Origin of the sequence: Caballeronia mineralivorans PML1(12) (genome assembly GCF_001028175.1) — a bacterium.
GTDB lineage: Bacteria > Pseudomonadota > Gammaproteobacteria > Burkholderiales > Burkholderiaceae > Caballeronia > Caballeronia mineralivorans.
In genome coordinates, this window is record NZ_AEJF01000091.1 from 83,786 (window position 1) to 100,846 (window position 17,061).

Below are 17,061 nucleotides of genomic sequence, written 5' to 3' on the forward strand. Positions count from 1 at the left end.
ATGCGTCAGACCGGCTTCGTCACCGGCGCTACGGCAGCCGGATCGCTTGTGCCCGCACGTCCGGTCTCCACGTGGCCCGCGATACGGCGCTGGAACGCCGTGTTGCCCGACATCGTGACCTGCAGGTCGTACCAGTTACTGCTGCACGACAGGTCCCAGTGGTCCTCCGTGGTCTTGAGCGCAGGCACCCTGAACGATCGCGGCGGCTGGCCGTAGGCAAGATCGGTGACCGTGAAGTCCGCCGGCGCGGTGCCCTGGTTGCTGATCGTCAGATAGACGTTGCCGTTAGCCACGTCGTAGCACGTCACTATTTCGGCCGGCGTGGCGGCGTCGGCGGCGAGCGCACCCGTGAAGCGCCTGAAGTACCCGTTCGGACCGAACACGCTCAACGAGTATTGACCGTTCTTGTCGACGGGCCAGGTATCGGAAAGCTGCTTGCCTGCCTCGACGGTATAGCGCTTCGGCATCGCCGTTGCGTCGGCGGTGTACACATAGAAATTCGCGCCCACTTTGCCGGTATTCGCGAAGATCAGCGTGTACGTCTGGCTTTGCACCTGCAGCGCACCGTTCACGTGCAACTCATAAGGCAGCGGACGCGCCGGACGCGTACCCGGCTCCTGCGCCGCGATAACCTGCGGCGCGGTAGCGGCTGGCGCGGTCTGGTTAGTCGGCAACGCACATTGCATATCGGCCTGTGCAATGTATCCCGTCGTACTTGGCAGCGCCGGCACGGTGGTATCGGATTTCGAGAAATCGAACGCCGACGTCAGGTCGCCGCATATCGCACGACGCCACGGCGTGAGGTTCGTCTCGATCACCCCAAAACGCTGTTCGATGAATTGAATCACCGACGTGTGATCGAACACCTGCGAGCAGACAAAGCCACCCTTGCTCCACGGCGAAACGACCGTCATCGGCACGCGCGGGCCAAGGCCGTAAGGCAGGTTGTCGGCAGTGTATGTACTGGCCTGCGCCGCGGTCACCACCGTATGGCGTTCAAGCGTGATGTCCGCCGTACTCAAGCCCGAGCCCGGCAAGGTAGGCGCTTGCGGCGGCACCATATGATCGAAGAAACCATCGTTCTCGTCATACATGATGAAGAGAGCCGTCTTGCTCCACACGCTCGGGTTGGCGGTCAGGGCATCGAGGATCGTCGAGATGTATTCCGCGCCGTAAAGCGGCGTAAATTTCGGGTGCTCCGAGTAGGCCGCTGGCGGCAGCAGCCACGAGACCTGCGGCAAGGCGTTGGCCACCACGTCCGCCTTGAGTTGCGTGATCGTGCGCGCGGTCATCGCCTTCGTGTTCAGCGACGAACCCGCCGGCGCATTCACGTAGTTCTGGAAGTTCGCCAGCACGTTGGTGCCGTAGTTGCCGGTGTAGTTATCGAAGTTCGTTCCCTGCTGGTACACCTGCCACGAAATGCCGGCCGCCTCCAGCCGCTCGGGATAGGTCGTCCAGTTGAAGGGCGCCAGCTTGAGCGTATCGAACTGATTATCCACATAGTCCGTGTTGTCGAGCAGCGGGCCGCCACCCGCACCGGTCGGATCGACCATGCCGGTCATCAGGTACATCCGGTTCGGATGCGTGTTGCCGGGTATCGAGCAGAAATAGTGGTCGCAGACCGTAAACGCATCGGCGAGCGCGTAGTGAAACGGGATGTCCGCGCGCACGTGATAACCCATCGTCATGTCGGTCTTCTGAACCGCCCATTTGTCGGCGCGGCCGTTGTCGATTGCACCATGCGTGGTCGCCCATGTGTGCGGCAAGCCGCCAATACATTGCGCGTTGACGGCCGGGTTGGTCGTGTCGTAGCGGAACGGAGCAATGGTCTGCGCTTGATTCTCCTGGCGCGGCTGGAACCATACCGGCAGGCCGTTCGGAAGCGTCACGGGGAAGCGGTCGTTGTAACCTCGCACACCACTCAAATGTCCAAGGTAATGATCGAACGAGCGGTTTTCCTGCATGAACACGACGATATGCTCCACATCGTTGATCGTGCCGGTAACGGAATTCGGTTCGATCGCCAGCGCCTTGCGGATCGAGTCCGGAAAGAGTGACGCTGCCGCGCCGGCACCCGCCAGGCTGGCAGAAATTTTCAGAAAATCGCGGCGGCTCTTCGTGACCATGCGCTTACCTTTTTTGTGTTCTGCAGGGAATGATTGGCGGCTCGCGAGCGCACGGCAGCCGTTTTTACGAACTATGTCGATGGTATCGAAAACGTTCAGGATGACGAAGCGGGTGTCGCGCTGGGCGGACAGCTCATCTTGGTGGTCACGGACGCGCCACCGCACGCCGATTGACTGGGACTATCCGAACTGCCGCAGGCAGACAACAACAGTCCGGGGAGTATCGACGCGACTATGAGCGCGCAGAGTCGAAGTTTCGACGTTCGCATGGCTTTCTCAGGAAGGATCGGAGTGAACGGATACGCCAGGCGCGCAGCAAGCAGAGCGATGCACCGAAACGATGGCGCTGAGAATACAGTCCGTTTATGACAGACCGTTGGTAAGGAACGAAAAGATATGGAGCGAGGAAAGGCGCGAGGCAGATGTCTTGAGCCGGCTCGATTCGGTGGGATGCTGTGCTTTGGTTAGGCTCCCGAAAACACTCACCGATGAAGGTTCACGATGGTTGAGCGAAGCTCGTAGAAGGCTATTTTTCAGACATGACGTTCAGAAACGTTCACGATATCAAGGTGAGCTGATACGGGAGCCGGACTTAAAGCGCCATCAGTCCCGGATGCTTGTCCAGTTTTACTAAGTAGATAGTTTTGATCTGGACTACGTATCTACGTATCGGATTCCGGATCGAGCATGTAAAGCGGTGGGGACGAGCGCCGGCAAGCCCGGGAGCCCGTGACTATCAGCGGCAGTTTCAAGGTGCGTAAGGACGTCATTGTCACCAAAACCGGATTCGTAACTGAAACCCGAGCGTAAAGGGCAGATCGCTGGAGGGAATCGGAGGAATCAGGATGATGTTGGCGCCGACACGCCCGTACTCCGCCATGATGACCGGCGCGAGAACCGGACCCAGCTTGTGATCGTGGCCGATGCCCCATTTGCCGTAGTCGTATCCCGATATCAAGCCGCCCATTGCGGCCAGCCGGACGTAACCCCAATGCGCGAATTCCGGCGCCCAGACGCCGCCGCCATAAAACGATGGCGCGGAAAGTGAATTCCGAAAATACCCGCCGGTCAGCGCCCACTGTGGCGCAACCCAGCATTCAACGCCAATGCCCGGATTGAACTGATCGAAGTGTTTTTTGGGATGGACGTGATACGAACCGATCATCGCGTCCGCCCATAAACCGTCACCGCATACTCCGGCTGCCGAAACATTGGATATCGCGCCAAATGCCGCAAGTGCCGCCAGCAAGAGTGGAACGTGGATTCTTTTTGAGATTATCGCTGACGTTTTCATTCGGCTTAAAACCTGTGCGTTCCGCCGTCGCAGTCTTCCCGACCACGCCTTTTTATATGAAGTTCGAGCGGAACTTTACATGAACGCTATCTGCATTTGTGTGAAATCGGGGCATGAGATTTTCTCCTTGGACACATCGGGCGTAGGAATTTCTTGGAGAACACGCGTTGACGACGTTGGTCGTCCGGAACGTCAGCCAACCGGCCTTGTGGGCTTAGCTGTGTCTGGCTGCGGAACCCGAAACTTGATGCGCATAAAGTTTTCCGGCTGATAACCCGCTAGCCGAAGGAACGTTCCAAACAAACAACGGTTGATAGACGTCTGGTCCCGAACATGCGAGGCGTTCAACGAGAGATAGTAGACAGAAAGGCCGTCCCAATTCGCATTGGAACGGCCAATTGGTTTTAACGACGGCGGTAGCCTAGCGCATGGCATGCGGTCCGCTAATCGCGGCAGTCGGACGCAATCAATCAATGCTTCTTGAAAGCATCCTTTACGTCTTCGCGCGCGTCGCCGACGCCTTTCTGGACCTTGCCGGCTGCTTGCTGCATATCGCCCTTTGCTTCCCGGGCCTTGTTGCCAGTCACCTTGCCGACAGCCTCGTTGATCTTGCCCTTGGCCTGATTCACCACGCCATCTTTCTGATCCTTGTTCATCTTGATCTCCTTTCGTATCGAAACGCGATTCCCGGTCCAATGGAATTCGCGGCGCATGTCAGGGAAATTGCCCTGACCGTGTAATCAGAATGGCAATTTTCAGCGCCGTGGAACAGCCGCGCACGTCTGATTCCCGCGTAGGCGGAATCGCACATACGCGCGCGGCCGTCAGCGCGACGCTAGAGGAACATTGCGGTAAACACTGTATGTTTGTACAGTACACATCTGGCGCAATGGCACGGATGGAGGAGATAACAAATGGACTTCGACGAAGATCGTATGGACACCCCCGAATTTGCGCGCACAGTGCGCGACCTCGAGCGGATCACGCGCGATATAGCAACACGCTACATCGTGCAGGGCGTGCCGTTGACCTGGCGGCTCTTGCTGGCCATCGAGGCGGAAGCACTCGCGGACCTGGGTTTTGCGGGGCGGCACGAATCGGCACTCCGCGAGTTGTTTGCGCGTCCGGCCGACATGAGTTTTCCCGAAACCGATGATCTCGTCGATTTCGGGACGTCAAATGCATTGCCGCCGGTGTTTGTATTTGCCGTGGATGCCTACGATTGCGCGGCGCGTGCCGGACACCCGGAACTGGCTGTAGCCGTCGCACATTGAGAGACGATTGCTCGGGCGCGCGAATTTCGAACCCGGCCGGCGGGAAACCGGCGGCCGCGCGCACGCGACAATTTTGAGGCACTCGAATACATCAATAAAAATCCTCCGGTGGACACCGCCGTCAGCCATCGCGTAATCTGCTACATGGAGTTTTACAACTAACGGATTTACGGATCAATGCCCGCACCCGCCGAAACTCAAGAGATTTTCGATAACGAGCGTGCCAACTGGTACGCGGATCCGCGTAGCGCATTCGACTCCTGGATGGCACAACAAGCGTTCAAAGCATCTTCCGCGGACGTCTACCGGGCGCAATGGGGACTCTTCCTCGAATGGCTGAGCGTCAAACGCACCGATCTCCGAACGGTTGATCGGCTGGCCATTGAGCAGTTCGTCACCCAACTGGATATTCGAAAACCGCAGCGTGTGCGGTATCTGCGCCTTATTGAGCGCGTACTCGACCATGTGCGCCAAATCGAAATGGCATCGACGAACCCGGCTCGTTTCATTGCCCAGGACGGCGAAGCTTCGTGGCGCGACGCACGCGAGAACGAACCAACAGGATTCCTCGCCCACGGTGAACGGGCAGCCTTGGTTAGTTATCTTTTCTCGCCGCTAGGTGATTTGTCGGCGGGGCAGCGTTGGCGGGAACGTCGTGACCGTGCGCTGGTTGGCGCATTCCTGGGCGGCGGGGTAAAAACGGGTGAAGCAGCAGCATTGACCGTTAGTAACTATGCCTGGAATCAGCCGTGGTTAATTGTCGAGGCCGCGAATTCCGCGTTGAATCGAGAAACCCGGCTCGCACCATTTGCAATTGCGTTGCTCGACCATTGGATCAGCGAGCGAAAAACAGCAAGATTGCTCGGCGACCTGCTGTTTCCGTCCGCCCCCTCAGGACGCCCGATGCACAAAGCCACCATGTTGCGCGCCGTCGATGCCGTGATAGAGGCCGCCGGCATTGCCGATTCGCGAGCCGCGCGCGCCAGTCCACAAACCTTGCGCAACACGTTTGCCGCCGACTTGTTCGAAAGCGGCACGGCACCAGAACGCGTCGGGCAATGGCTGGGTTTTCAGCAGCAGATCTCGGCACATCGGTTGTATCGAGCATGGCAAAACTGGACAGGTGAGGAAATACGGGAGCGGGATTTAGCCCAGGCGCGGGAAAGCGGCCAAGAAGAAAGCCGCGGATTCGAATAACGTTCACCTCCCGAAAAGACTCACCTCTCGGTCTGCTCGCTTGCGTCGACCATGTTGGCGGAGTGAAAACGGGCTACGGCGAGTAGTCGGGACGAAGCCGCGCCTGACGAGCGATCGCAATCCGGACAGGACAACTCGAACTCATCTCCGTGCTGGGCAAGTTCGGGTTCTCCGGTTACACACGTGGGGCAGTGGGCTGGCACTGCCACGAAACCATCTATGTCGGTTCCCAACGCGCGGATTTCCTGTGTCGACAGTCGTCCTTCCTCGATCATCGCGCAAATTAGCCGGGCGACGTTTTCGCTCATTCCGCTTTGTCCGAGCAGGGCGTCGCGTTCGAGGGCCAGCGCATCAATTTCGTCCGATTGCTCGCGAATTCGCAGCTCCAGGCGATCCGCGCGCGCCTTTGCGATACTAAGTTGTTGAATAAAATCGAATTCCTTCTGACTTGCCTGACGTACGCCGGCTTGATAAGTGGCAGCCATTCCGCGCAGCGAATCAAGTTCCACGAGCATGGGCTTGACTCGGCGCTCAGCTTCGCTAATCGCATCCTTGATCTGTTGCGCGTAATGCTCGGTGTTATGCCGCAGTTCGGTATTCAACGCATCCACACGGTCGCGCAACGCGGCGTTCGCGGTTTGCTCAGTTTCAAGCCGTTGGGTAAGCGCGGCGTGTTCGCTTTCGAGCCGATGAATCGACGCTTGCAGACCGTTTTGTGCCTCCAGTTCGCGGCCACGAAACGAACCCAATTCAATCTCCAGGGCGGAATTGCGTGCTAACGCAGCTTCAGCACGCGCTTCGCTTCGACAGAGCGCCTCGTCAACTGTCGCACAACGTACTTCTGCATCGCGAAGCCGGCTCAGCGCAGCATCGACGTCATCCTTTGCTGCATGGCGCTCCGCTTCCAGCGATTGGATCGCAAATCGCTGCGCTTCCTGAAAAAGCTGGCCGAGCAGTTCACCCGCTCGTTCCTGCAATCCTTCGGGAAGCGCTCCGCCTTCAATGCGAACACGCGACGCGGATCTGATCCGAGCCCAGAATGCATCGATGTCCTTTGGGATATCGCTTGCGCTGCCGGTTTGCGTCAGGTCTCGGACAGTGGCCATTGAAGGGCGGATGCCGAAATCGAAGAAAAGTCGCTTGCACGCGTGCTGCGACAGATCCTGCCGACGCGCCCCGCTAGTTCGCATAGTCGCAAGTTCGGTCCGCAGCGCGAGACGTTCTTCGTCGTTCATAGGAGGCTCCGAATCAATTTCGTTCGTATAATAATACTTTACGTATCAAACGCTACATATTTGGATTCAATCCATCAAGTAGCAACGATTTGCGCTTTCTTGCTAGTCGCGCGCTTCGGATCACACAACCGTCACAATGGTATCCGTGAAACATGTCGAGGTTAGTCCGTCAAGCCTTTGATTACTAGCATCTTTTTTCGATCTCCCCGTTTTCGCCCGTGTTTCACGGGGTTGTTGTTTCACGCTTCTATTTCTCGGACCTCTCTGCTGCTTGAGAGTATTAGAAGTAAACACCTTTGAACCCTAGTTAAAGACGTTAACGCCACGGCAAAGTCTTACCAGATAAGGCTCTCCGAGCGCATCGGTGAGTGTTTGCAGGATAGAAGGTGAGGTAACGCGGGGGTGAGCGGTGTATAGGTTCGGGGGCTAACGTGAGGAGTCACGGGAGCAAGTGTGAGCGAGTTCGGGAAACCGCTGTTTTAGCAAGGTGAGTAAATACGGGGGCCGCTCCGGCCGCCGCCCATATGCTGCGGTACAGCGCATTTGGAATCATCCGTTTCTTCGGTGAGCGTTTGCAGGATAAAGAAAATACGAAATTTCCAGCCCAATTCAGGTAATTTTTACCTATAGGTGAGACTTTGCAGGGGTCAAACACATCGCAGGGTGAGCCTATCCGGGCGTGATCGGGTCCGAAGCCACAGTCTGCGCGGCATGCACTCCGGTTAGGGTGAGGAAATACGGGAGATCGGTGCTGAGCCATTTGGACGGACGTACTTCCACTATCTCGCTAGTTTTAAGGGGTATTTGCGTTGAATCGAGCTAGAGGTGAGAGTTTCCAGGAGCAGGCTTGGATCGTCTGCGATCGCGCTGATTCCGTTGGTGACGATCAAAGGTGAGGCTTTTCGGGATGCTGCGGTCTCAATGTTGCGACCCGAGGGAGCAGCCACGCATACACATTTTCAAGCAGTTTAGTTTAAGCATTTGATTTAAATAGATTTTCTGATGTCACTGCACGTCCGTATTGCAGCAAAGGTGAGTATTTTCGGGAGGAGCAGCACAGAGATGCGGTTTCTCTTTGGCGTACAAAAAAGCGGGAGAGGTGAGCTTCTACGGGATCATGTTTGGCCGATTTTGGGTGCTAAGCGGGGTTTTGCGGTGCTGAAACCCATCAAATTTTCCATTCGTGACCGCAAAGGTGAGTGTTTGCGGGGGCCGGTAGATAGCATGTGTCGATATAGCTAACCGTGGAAACTCCCAAAGGTGAGGTTATGCGGGAGCTCGGGAGTGAGCTTCGGGCGCCTGTTCTTAAACACCAACTCGGCTGAATAGGGCTCTCCACTGGGTCTAAGGTGAGCTTTTGCGGGATCGATTGGACGGCAACTGACGTGCTATCGGAGGCTAAAGCTTTGATATCGCGACGATTACCGCAATTTCTCTGCGCTTTTATGAATTTTCGCCTTCTGGGGAAATATCGTAAAAACCACAGGGACGCGTAAAAAAATTTCAGGTGAGGAGATACGGGACCAGCTTCGAAGCACCGCGATTCGATTCCGCACGCGCCCAATCCGTTTACCCGCATGGCACGGGGCATAAATGAGATGACGTGCGACGGTGAAGGTGAGAGTTTTCAGGAGCGCACCTCAGTGAGTCTTGTGTGTCACTTCCCCTTCACCGCTACAGGGTGAGTGCGCACCTGTAGACGAGCTTCACCGTCATGAGTATGCTTTCCCAAAATTCTCCTGACTCCAGCATGGCAACCAAACGCGCGAAGAAGACCGATGTGGTGAGTCCGAGTTCGGCTGAGCTGCGAAAAGCCGTCGAAGCCATCGCCATCCAGCCAAAAAGCGGCAAAATCACTCTTTTGACTCGCAAGTTATTCAACGTACTGCTAGCCGTTGCTCAACAGGCGGACGAATCCGGGGATACGTATCGCGCGTTGTTATCGGACATTGTCGCGAATTCGGCGTTCGATTCCAACGATACCGCGCTGGTGAAAGAGCATTTGCGGCGCATGGTGTCGGTGCAGGTTGAGTGGAGCACGGGCACGTCGAGTCAAAAGCCCGGGCGCAAGTGGGGCATATCAACGTTGATTGCCGACGCGGAAATTCTCGAAGATCCTGCCACGCGCCGTGTGTGGGTCGAGTTCTCCTTCGCGCCCAAGATCAAGAAAAAGCTGCTCGACCCGGTGCAATACGCTCGCCTGAGTCTGCAGTTCCAAAGCCAACTCCGCAGCAGTGCGGGCCTCGCGCTGTACGAAATCTGCGTTCGTTATCTGACGAATCCGAGTCATCTCACCATGCGCGAGACCTGGGAATGGTGGCGGCCTATCCTCTCCGGAACGCCTGATACCGAGGCTGGCGATGAAGCCAAGCGCGAATACAAATATTTCAAGCGCGATTATCTTCGGCCCGCGATTGCGGAGGTCAACGCCGTCACCAACATCTTCGTCGAGTTGATCGAGCACCGGGAAGGTCGGCGGGTGGCTGAAATTCAGTTTCGCGTGACTGAGCGCAAGCAGCCGATGCTCGCACTCGACGAACATCCGAACGTCTTCGACAGTACGCTGGTCGACCGCATGGTCAAGATCGGGATCCCGTTGAAAGACGCGCAAACGCTTTACGCAGACAGCGAGGAAAACCGGATTCGAGCGGCGTTGCAGATGACCGAGCAAAGAATGCGAAGTACGTCGCTGCCCCCGGTGCGAAGTGCCGCGGCGCTTTTCAAAGATGCTTTGAAGAAGGGTTATGCACCTCCGCTCGAAGCGTTGCCGGCAGCCGCGGCACCGGCGAAAACCAATGGGGCGCCGGCCGACGATCTGAAGGCGCGTTTATTGAGCGAATATTCCGTGTATCGCAGGAAGGAAGCGCGTGCGCTATACGAGGAACAAGCTGAGTCTGAACGGGACCTGGCGCGTCAGACATTTGAGGAAGATGTGTTGCCGGAGCTCGGCGCACACATGCGCGATGACTGGCGCAAGCGCGGCCTTGATTCCAAAATGGGAGAAACCTCGTTTTTCGACTGGCTTGCGCGCAAGACATGGGGCGAGCCGACTGACGGTGACCTGCTAGCGTTCACGTTGAATCAAAGCCGCGTCGCATGAGAATGCAGCAGAGGGACTGCGCTTTGTAGCGTCTGCCCCTCGGTCCGTTTTTAATACCCCGCTTACCTTATCGTTTTACCGGATTCGCCTGCAGCATCTTCTCGAGCTGTTGAAGGATTTCGTCGCGCTTGTCTTTTGACAAACCACGTAAGCGCAACTCCAGCCTGTCATCGCCGTACGTCTTGAGATCGCCCACCGCCACCCCTTCCAGCTTGATTTCCAGCCGTTGCGCATAGCGCTGACGGCCCGCAGGTTTGGGCGTTTCCTGCGTGCTCGCGCGGCCTTTCACAATGTCCGCGACTTGTCGGGTGCTCAGATCGTCCGATGCAATCTTGTTGATCAGCCGCAGCGTGGCATCCGCGCCGCGCGCTGTATGAAAACGGGAGACCTGGTAAGCCATGTTCGAACCGAATCGGTCCGGCCTGGCGACCATCTCATGCATTACGTTCTCGGGTAACTTCGCGATGGCCAAGGCAACGGCGATCGTCGACTCATCAAGACCGAGGTGGTCGGCGAGTTCTCGCTGGCTTTGGAAGTAGCTTTCGTCGAGGAAGCGTTTCCAGACGACGGCATTATCGAAGACGGTTTGTGAATCTCTTTGTACGTTCAGGTCATAACCCAGCTTGTAACTCTCGATGCCGATAGGAAGGTCGATGACGATCGCTTTCACCGTTTCCTTGTTGGCTTCCTTCAATGCCCGTACCCGTCGGCCACCGTCGCTGACGAAGAATGTACCGGGGTTTTCGTGATCGGGGATCACGTGAATGGCTTGCTGCTGGCCTTGTTTCGCCAGATTTACGGCCAGCTCTGCTATAGACGCCTTCAGATAAAAATGCCTGGGGTTGAACGGGCTCGGTTTGATGGCCTTTAACGGCAGCTCGATCACCTGGCCGTGTACGTATCTGTTATTTCGACGCCATGCCTTGAATTGTTCCGACTCCTGCGCCGCTGGATCGTCGTGAAACTCGTCTTCGGTGTAAGCGCTTGAACGGCCAGTGACTTGCTTATCATTCCCGGCCTCCTGATTGACGATCTCGTCGATAGCGTTAATGCGATCGAGGGCTGTACGCTTCTCGCTGCTAGTGGTATCGGGCCGGGCTTTGAAGCCTTTTGCGAACTGGGTTGGTTTCATTCAGGGTCCTTTATGCGCATAAAGTCAGGGAAGCATGGCGAGAACTTCGTCTGCGCACGCACGTATTTCGATGGCTGCCAGTCGCGCGCCCCGGTCGCTCATCTGAAGCACCGTTTGCCCTAGAGCCATCGCCTGCTTGTAGCACTCGCGGGTCGGAATCTGCGTTTTAAGCAAAGGAAAGCCTAGCTCTTCCAGCGCGCGCTTCAATTCGCGCGTCAGCATGCGTTTTTCCTCGGTTTTGTTGAGGAGAAACACTGCGCGCAGGTCTTCGTTCATGACCTGTGCTTGCTGAATGAGTTTGACGAGGCCTACGCTGGACCAGTAGTCGGCGGGCGACGATGACGTCGGGACAATGGCGACCGTCGCAGCGAGGAGGACGACGCCCGAAACCTTTTCGGTAATGGAGGGCGGGCAATCAACGACGATGATGTCGTAGTCGTTGACGAATTTCTTGATCTCTCGATGAATCTGGGCTCCTGCTTCGGACAGGTTCACGATCGGAAACGGGATACCGCTGGCTTCGTCGGACGCAGCGCTGGCCCAATGGACCAGGGTGTTTTGCCCGTCGGCGTCGACGACCAGCACTCGCTTCCCTTTCTCGTGAAACGCGGCGCCTAGATGCATTGCTATCGTGCTTTTCCCTACTCCACCCTTCTGCTGCGTGATTGCAATGATTTCAGCTGCCACGTTTTGCTCCCAAATTTAGCTTTTCGAATTTTACATTGAAAACTCAATTTTTCTAGAGATAACTCAGCGAGTAGGTCTTTCGGATGGTTTTTCGTGGGGTTTATGCGCATAAAGTTCGGCGCGCTCACGGGGGTTCGGTTTCAAACCGATGCTGCTGTCGAGAATTGAATTTACGGATGGATGCGCGAAGCGGTTGACGCGGCGCGGATACAGTGTGGCGGTGCTCTTCACCCCGGGATCCGGCATGTTTTTTTGCATGCACCTTAGCCCAATGCGAATTGGCATCTGGCGAGTGCCGGGCGCCAATTTTTGGTTCTGACTTCGGATTGAGTTGGAGGGACCCGGCTTTAGGACGTCGGCTCTCCGCGTGAGCGCTACGTCTTTCGGCTTCGCGTCAGCATCCTCCGGTTTTAGTTGGCTCTGCTTCGGTGCAGGGATCTTCCTCTTCAAGCTGCGAACGGTTCCATTCGCGTCACGATGCGTAGCGTCACGACTCGCGGTGACGCCACGCGCCACAAAAAACCAAACCATACGGTGTCGAGTCGACCCGCGAGCGTTAAAGGAGCTTTATGCGCATAAAGTCCGGTTTCACGCACGGCGACGTCGAGGGCATGTAGCCGAGCAAACGCGCGATGGCCCGACCTTCGGTTATGCCAATGCCCACCTACGAGGCCGAGGTCAGTTGGCACTGCGCAACGCGCATGTCGCAAAGCGCAGGCTGACATCGACCGATGCGGGCATCGTTGGCAAACGGTTCTGTGCTTCGCCTCAGGCAACCGCGGAATCTGCCATACCACCGAGCTATCCCCTATAAGCATCTCTGCAGCGGAGATTTCACCGGATATCGCTTCGCTGTGGCGGCGAGATTAAATACCAGATATAAGAATAAAAAATATAAAAAATCCTCGAATTTATCGAGGAGCCATTGCTGGTGATCTTTTGGGTCGTCCTCCACCCAGCTCTATTCCACTACGCGCCCTAAGAACCCAACCTAAAAACAAAAACGAAGAACCAGCCATCCCGACAAAGTGCTCCAACCTCCTAACGCGTACTCAAGCACGTAACTCATCCGCAATAAACTAACTAACCTGACTACCTCAACCCCCTGTGACCTGCAAGCATCCCAAGTATCTTGTAAGCCAGCACTCGTAAAATCGCGGCCACTGCGAGGCGCCACAGGCCGCAAAACCACAGCCCTAGCGATAAACGCCGTCGCCGATAACCCGGTCACTCCCTCCACTTAGCCAAGGGCATTTCAGTGCATCTGACCTCGACTCTCGCCGCGTGGTCCTCCCACGACACGCGTCTTCTCATTGCATGTGCGCTCGGTCTGGCGTCGATCATCGTTCTCATCAGCGCGCTGAAATTGGCGCCATTTCTCTCGATACTAGTCGGCACCTTCGTCGCGGGTTTCTCGGCGAGCTTGCCGCTGGAAGCGGTCGCGAGCGCATTCAGCAAAGGGGCAGGCGGCATCCTGGGAGATGTCGGCATCATCATTGCGCTCGGTGCCATGCTTGGCGCGCTGATGGCCGAATCGGGCGCAGCGGACCGGCTGGTCTCCACCATCCTCGATCACTCCACGCCGCGCACGCTGCCGTGGCTGATGGCGCTGGTGGCGATCATCATCGGTTTGCCGCTGTTCTTCGAAGTCGGTCTGGTCATGATGGTGCCAATCATCTTCGTGATGGCGCGCCGCTCGAAGCAGCCGATCCTGCGCATCGCGATACCCGCGCTCGCCGGCATGACCACGCTCCACGCGCTGTTGCCGCCGCACCCCGGTCCGCTAATCGCGGTCAGTGCGCTGCACGCGGACCTCGGGATCACGATGGGGCTTGGCTTCATCGTGGCCATCCCCGCCGTGATTCTCGCTGGCCCGGTCTACGGCATGTGGCTGTCGCGCCGCATGCACGTGGAGGAGCCGGAGGAGATGGGCAAGCTGTTCTCGTCGAACGTCGATGCGAACGGTGGGCTGGACGCGCCGAGCTTCGGCATCTCGCTACTGACCATTCTCTTGCCCGTCGTCCTGATGCTCGGCCGAACGGTGGCGAAACTGGCTATTCAGCCCGAAACACTCCTCTTCGATACCCTTAATTTCCTCGGTGAGCCGCTCATCGCTCTCGGACTCACCGTTCTTTTTGCGATCGTTGCGCTGGGCTGGACGCGTGGCATGCCGCGCGACCGGGTGGGCGGCATTTTGCGTAAAAGCCTGCCGCCGATCTGCGCGTTGCTGCTGACCATCGGCGCGGGCGGCGGCCTTAAGCAAACGCTGGTCGCCGCGGGCATCAGCACGACGATCGGCAAGATCGCGATCGGCTCGCACATGCCGCTGATCCTGCTTGCGTGGTTGATCGCGGTGGCGTTGCGGCAGGCGACCGGCTCGGCGACCGTCGCGACCACGACCACCGCTGGCATCATCGCGCCCGTCGTGGCCGGTCTGAGCGCGACCCACAACTCGCTGCTGGCGCTTGCTATTGGTGCGGGTTCGGTGTTCTTCTGCCACGTCAACGACGCGGGTTTCTGGATGGTCCGCGAGTATTTCGGCTTGCAACTGAAGCAGACGGTGTATGTCTGGTCGGTGCTGCAAACCATCGTCTCGGTGGTCGGCCTTGCGTTGACGCTAGTCATGTGGGGCGTGCTGACGTAAATCGTGGGCAGATTGGCACGATGTTCGTGACGGGGTCGTCGCAGAACTACTGGAATCACGGGGGCACCGACACCCTGTTCCAAGCGGGTTATACCAACTCGTTCAAGTACGGCACTCACAGCCTGACGGCTGGCCGCACGCGTTCGACGGACGGATCGATGTCGAACGAGTTCTTGCTGAGCACGACCATTCCCCTTGGGCACAAAGCCCACGCGCCGATGCTGACCACCAACGCCTCGCACAATTCCGACGGCGCGACGAACATGCAGGCGAACGTGAGCGGTTCGCTCGGCGAAGCGAATCAGTTCTCGTATAACGGCTATGGCACGTATAACGCCGGCGGCAGTTTGGCGAGCAACGGCAACGCGGGTGTGAGCGCCACGTATCGGCGGGCGTGCAGGGCTCGGTCGTGGCGCATCCTGGCGGCGTGACGTTCTCGCAGACGGTTGGTGACACAATCGGCATTGTCGAAGCGCCCGCTGCAGCCGGAGCGATGGTGACGAGTGCGCCGGGAACGAAGGTCGACTCACGCGGCTACGCGGTGATTCCGTATCTCTCGCCGTACAGCATGAACGTGATCGATATCGATCCGAAGGGCACCTCCACCGATGTCGAATTTAAATCGACTTCGGCGCAGGTAGCACCCCGTGCAGGCTCTATAGTGATGATGAAGTACGAGACGGTGAGCGGCGGCCGGCACGGATTCAGGCGCCGAAACTGGGTGGTGGAACGTTGCCATTTGGAGCGAGTGTGGAGTATGCCGCTCCATCAACAACAGCTCCGAGTACGCATGCGCCGCACCCTCACGCCCGAAGCGCACGCTGCAGTGGCACTCGTCGCTTTCCTGCGTACGAATAGACAGATCGACGTCCGGTAGCTGCTCGGCCAACGCACCGAGCCGCGATGAAAACCATTGCGTCGCAAAGGTGGGCGGCAGGGACACGATCAGACGCTCGCGCTCGACCGTACCGGTCAAAGACGCGTTCCACGCTCGAACACGTCGAAGGCTTCCGTCACTGACGGCATCAGCAATACACCCGCCGGCGTCAGCCGGATCCCCTTGTGATCGCGTTCGAAAAGCTTCACGCCCAGTGACTCTTCCAGTAGCCTGATCTACCGGCTTACAGCTCCTTGTGTGACGCACAACGCCCGTGCCGCGCGATTGAAACTCAAATGGTGCACTGTCTCTTCGAAGAAACGCAACGCAATCAACGATGGAAGATGTCGCATAGTGATTCCATACCGCCAGGTCTCCTCGGTTATCTGTGGCCGAGCGAACGTGCCTCCATGGTGGCGAGCCAGAGTTGTCCCTGTCTCGCGTTCGATCAAATTACCTTGGTTCCCGGTGCGAAACAATAGCCCGTTTGGTTGGTTTTGAAACAAAACGAATTCTCATAGCGGGCATAAGGAAACGTGAGAACGACTGTTGCAAAAGGCGGGACATAGGCCATTCGGCTAGTAGTTGCCGGCTCGTGAATCGCCTATGCTGGATAGATCCAATTAACGGAGGCCGCATGACCGTACGCAATCTCGACGCATTCTTCAACCCGAAGTCGATCGCTGTGATCGGGGCGTCGTTGCGTGCGGGGAGTATCGGGGAAATGGTGTGGTCGCAGTTGAGCCGCGCGAACTTCGCGGGCGCGGTCTGGCCCGTGAATCCGAAGCATCGCCAGTTGAATGAGGCAGTGGTTTATGCAGGCATCGACGACTTGCCCGATGCACCGACCGTCGCGGTGTTGTGCACGCCCCCATACACGTGGCCGGGGATCGTCAAGCAACTGGGCGAGCGCGGCACGCGGGCGGTGGTGATCATCGGGCAGGCGGGGGAGCAGGAGGGGCGAGAGTGGACACGCCGCACGCTTGCGGCAGCGCGGCCGTTCTTGCTGCGTGTTGTAGGTCCGGCGAGCGTGGGCGTGATGACGCCGGCCATAGGCGCGGTGCTGGGCGCGCCATCATGCGCTGTCGTGCCGGGCGGCGTGGCGTGGGTATCGGCGTCGAATGCGTTGACCAACGGCGTCATGGGCTGGGCGAACGCTCGCGGGCTTGGTTTTTCGCGGGTGGTCGCGCTGGGCGACGAGGCTGACGTCGATGTGGGCGACATCCTCGACTTCCTCGCGAGCGACTCGCGGACGCGCGCGATCCTAATGGCGATCGAATCGGTGCGAATGGCGCGCAAGTTCATGTCGGCGGCCCGGGCGGCGGCGCGCAATAAACCCGTTCTGGTTTTGCGCACCGGTCACGACGATCCTTTCGATGCGCTTTACAGCGCCGCGTTCCGGCGCGCAGGCCTGGTGCGCGTCGATTCCCTCGACGACCTGCTTGACGAAATCGAGACGCTCGGGGTGGGCCGTGTGGCCGCAAGCGACCGGGCG

Annotated in this window: 10 protein-coding genes and 4 pseudogenes; 6 read left to right on the forward strand and 8 right to left on the reverse strand. The window is 57.9% G+C overall.

All coding sequences use genetic code 11. The features are described 5' to 3' along the window. Positions 1-5: 5 nt before the first annotated feature. The 3 genes from EOS_RS14560 to EOS_RS14570 form a co-directional block, all read right to left on the reverse strand. The gene (locus EOS_RS14560) at positions 6-2,126 is read right to left on the reverse strand and encodes a phosphocholine-specific phospholipase C (protein WP_047847354.1); all 2,121 of its coding nucleotides are present in this window, start codon (positions 2,124-2,126) and stop codon (positions 6-8) included. A gap of 772 nt (positions 2,127-2,898) precedes the next feature. Continuing rightward, on the reverse strand, positions 2,899-3,420 hold the full coding sequence (locus tag EOS_RS14565) for a hypothetical protein (RefSeq protein ID WP_047847355.1): 522 nt from the start codon (positions 3,418-3,420) through the stop codon (positions 2,899-2,901). Between the two features lie 470 nt (positions 3,421-3,890). Further along, the gene (locus tag EOS_RS14570; RefSeq protein WP_047847356.1) at positions 3,891-4,076 is read right to left on the reverse strand and encodes a CsbD family protein; all 186 of its coding nucleotides are present in this window, start codon (positions 4,074-4,076) and stop codon (positions 3,891-3,893) included. Positions 4,077-4,334: 258 nt separating this feature from the next. Between EOS_RS14570 and EOS_RS14575 the strand changes: the two genes are divergently transcribed. After that, positions 4,335-4,694, forward strand: a complete 360-nt coding sequence (locus EOS_RS14575) for a DUF2471 family protein (RefSeq protein ID WP_047847357.1) — start codon at positions 4,335-4,337, stop codon at positions 4,692-4,694. A gap of 177 nt (positions 4,695-4,871) precedes the next feature. Then, the gene (locus EOS_RS14580; RefSeq protein ID WP_047847358.1) at positions 4,872-5,891 is read left to right on the forward strand and encodes a tyrosine-type recombinase/integrase; all 1,020 of its coding nucleotides are present in this window, start codon (positions 4,872-4,874) and stop codon (positions 5,889-5,891) included. 20 nt (positions 5,892-5,911) lie between these two features. Here EOS_RS14580 and EOS_RS14585 read toward each other — a convergent pair whose 3' ends face one another. Next, on the reverse strand, positions 5,912-7,126 hold the full coding sequence (locus tag EOS_RS14585) for a DNA-binding protein (RefSeq protein WP_047847359.1): 1,215 nt from the start codon (positions 7,124-7,126) through the stop codon (positions 5,912-5,914). 1,750 nt (positions 7,127-8,876) lie between these two features. Here EOS_RS14585 and EOS_RS14590 point away from each other — a divergent pair. Then, positions 8,877-10,226, forward strand: a complete 1,350-nt coding sequence (locus EOS_RS14590) for a replication initiation protein (RefSeq protein WP_047847360.1) — start codon at positions 8,877-8,879, stop codon at positions 10,224-10,226. A gap of 67 nt (positions 10,227-10,293) precedes the next feature. Here the strand turns inward: EOS_RS14590 and EOS_RS14595 are convergent. The 3 genes and pseudogenes from EOS_RS14595 to parA all read right to left on the reverse strand — a co-directional run. Continuing rightward, positions 10,294-11,175: pseudogene (locus EOS_RS14595) on the reverse strand (ParB/RepB/Spo0J family partition protein); the annotation flags it as partial. Positions 11,176-11,240: 65 nt separating this feature from the next. Then, positions 11,241-11,358 (reverse strand): annotated as a pseudogene (locus EOS_RS49210) (ParB/RepB/Spo0J family partition protein); the annotation flags it as partial. 24 nt (positions 11,359-11,382) lie between these two features. After that, positions 11,383-12,045 (reverse strand): ParA family partition ATPase, encoded by a 663-nt coding sequence (gene parA / locus EOS_RS14600; RefSeq protein ID WP_031364423.1) that lies wholly within the window; start codon positions 12,043-12,045, stop codon positions 11,383-11,385. 1,258 nt (positions 12,046-13,303) lie between these two features. Here parA and EOS_RS14605 point away from each other — a divergent pair. Next, positions 13,304-14,689 (forward strand): GntP family permease, encoded by a 1,386-nt coding sequence (locus tag EOS_RS14605; RefSeq protein ID WP_047847362.1) that lies wholly within the window; start codon positions 13,304-13,306, stop codon positions 14,687-14,689. Positions 14,690-14,709: 20 nt separating this feature from the next. Further along, positions 14,710-15,566, forward strand: a pseudogene (locus tag EOS_RS48090) (fimbria/pilus outer membrane usher protein). Here the strand turns inward: EOS_RS48090 and EOS_RS45630 are convergent. Then, positions 15,447-15,919, reverse strand: a pseudogene (locus tag EOS_RS45630) (LysR family transcriptional regulator); the annotation flags it as partial. The pseudogenes EOS_RS48090 and EOS_RS45630 overlap by 120 nt on opposite strands. Before the next feature lie 284 nt (positions 15,920-16,203). Between EOS_RS45630 and EOS_RS14620 the strand changes: the two are divergent. Beyond that, positions 16,204-17,061 (forward strand): CoA-binding protein (locus tag EOS_RS14620; protein ID WP_047847364.1); only part of this gene is annotated, 858 nt, incomplete at its 3' end.

What these genes read in the sequence shown, in the direction of transcription:
- EOS_RS14560 (WP_047847354.1), bottom strand. Translation starts at nt 2,126, where the DNA reads ATGGTCACGAAGAGCCGCCGCGATTTTCTGAAAATTTCTGCCAGCCTG.
- EOS_RS14565 (WP_047847355.1), bottom strand. Translation starts at nt 3,420, where the DNA reads ATGAAAACGTCAGCGATAATCTCAAAAAGAATCCACGTTCCACTCTTG.
- EOS_RS14570 (WP_047847356.1), bottom strand. Translation starts at nt 4,076, where the DNA reads ATGAACAAGGATCAGAAAGATGGCGTGGTGAATCAGGCCAAGGGCAAG.
- EOS_RS14575 (WP_047847357.1), top strand. Translation starts at nt 4,335, where the DNA reads ATGGACTTCGACGAAGATCGTATGGACACCCCCGAATTTGCGCGCACA.
- EOS_RS14580 (WP_047847358.1), top strand. Translation starts at nt 4,872, where the DNA reads ATGCCCGCACCCGCCGAAACTCAAGAGATTTTCGATAACGAGCGTGCC.
- EOS_RS14585 (WP_047847359.1), bottom strand. Translation starts at nt 7,126, where the DNA reads ATGAACGACGAAGAACGTCTCGCGCTGCGGACCGAACTTGCGACTATG.
- EOS_RS14590 (WP_047847360.1), top strand. Translation starts at nt 8,877, where the DNA reads ATGGCAACCAAACGCGCGAAGAAGACCGATGTGGTGAGTCCGAGTTCG.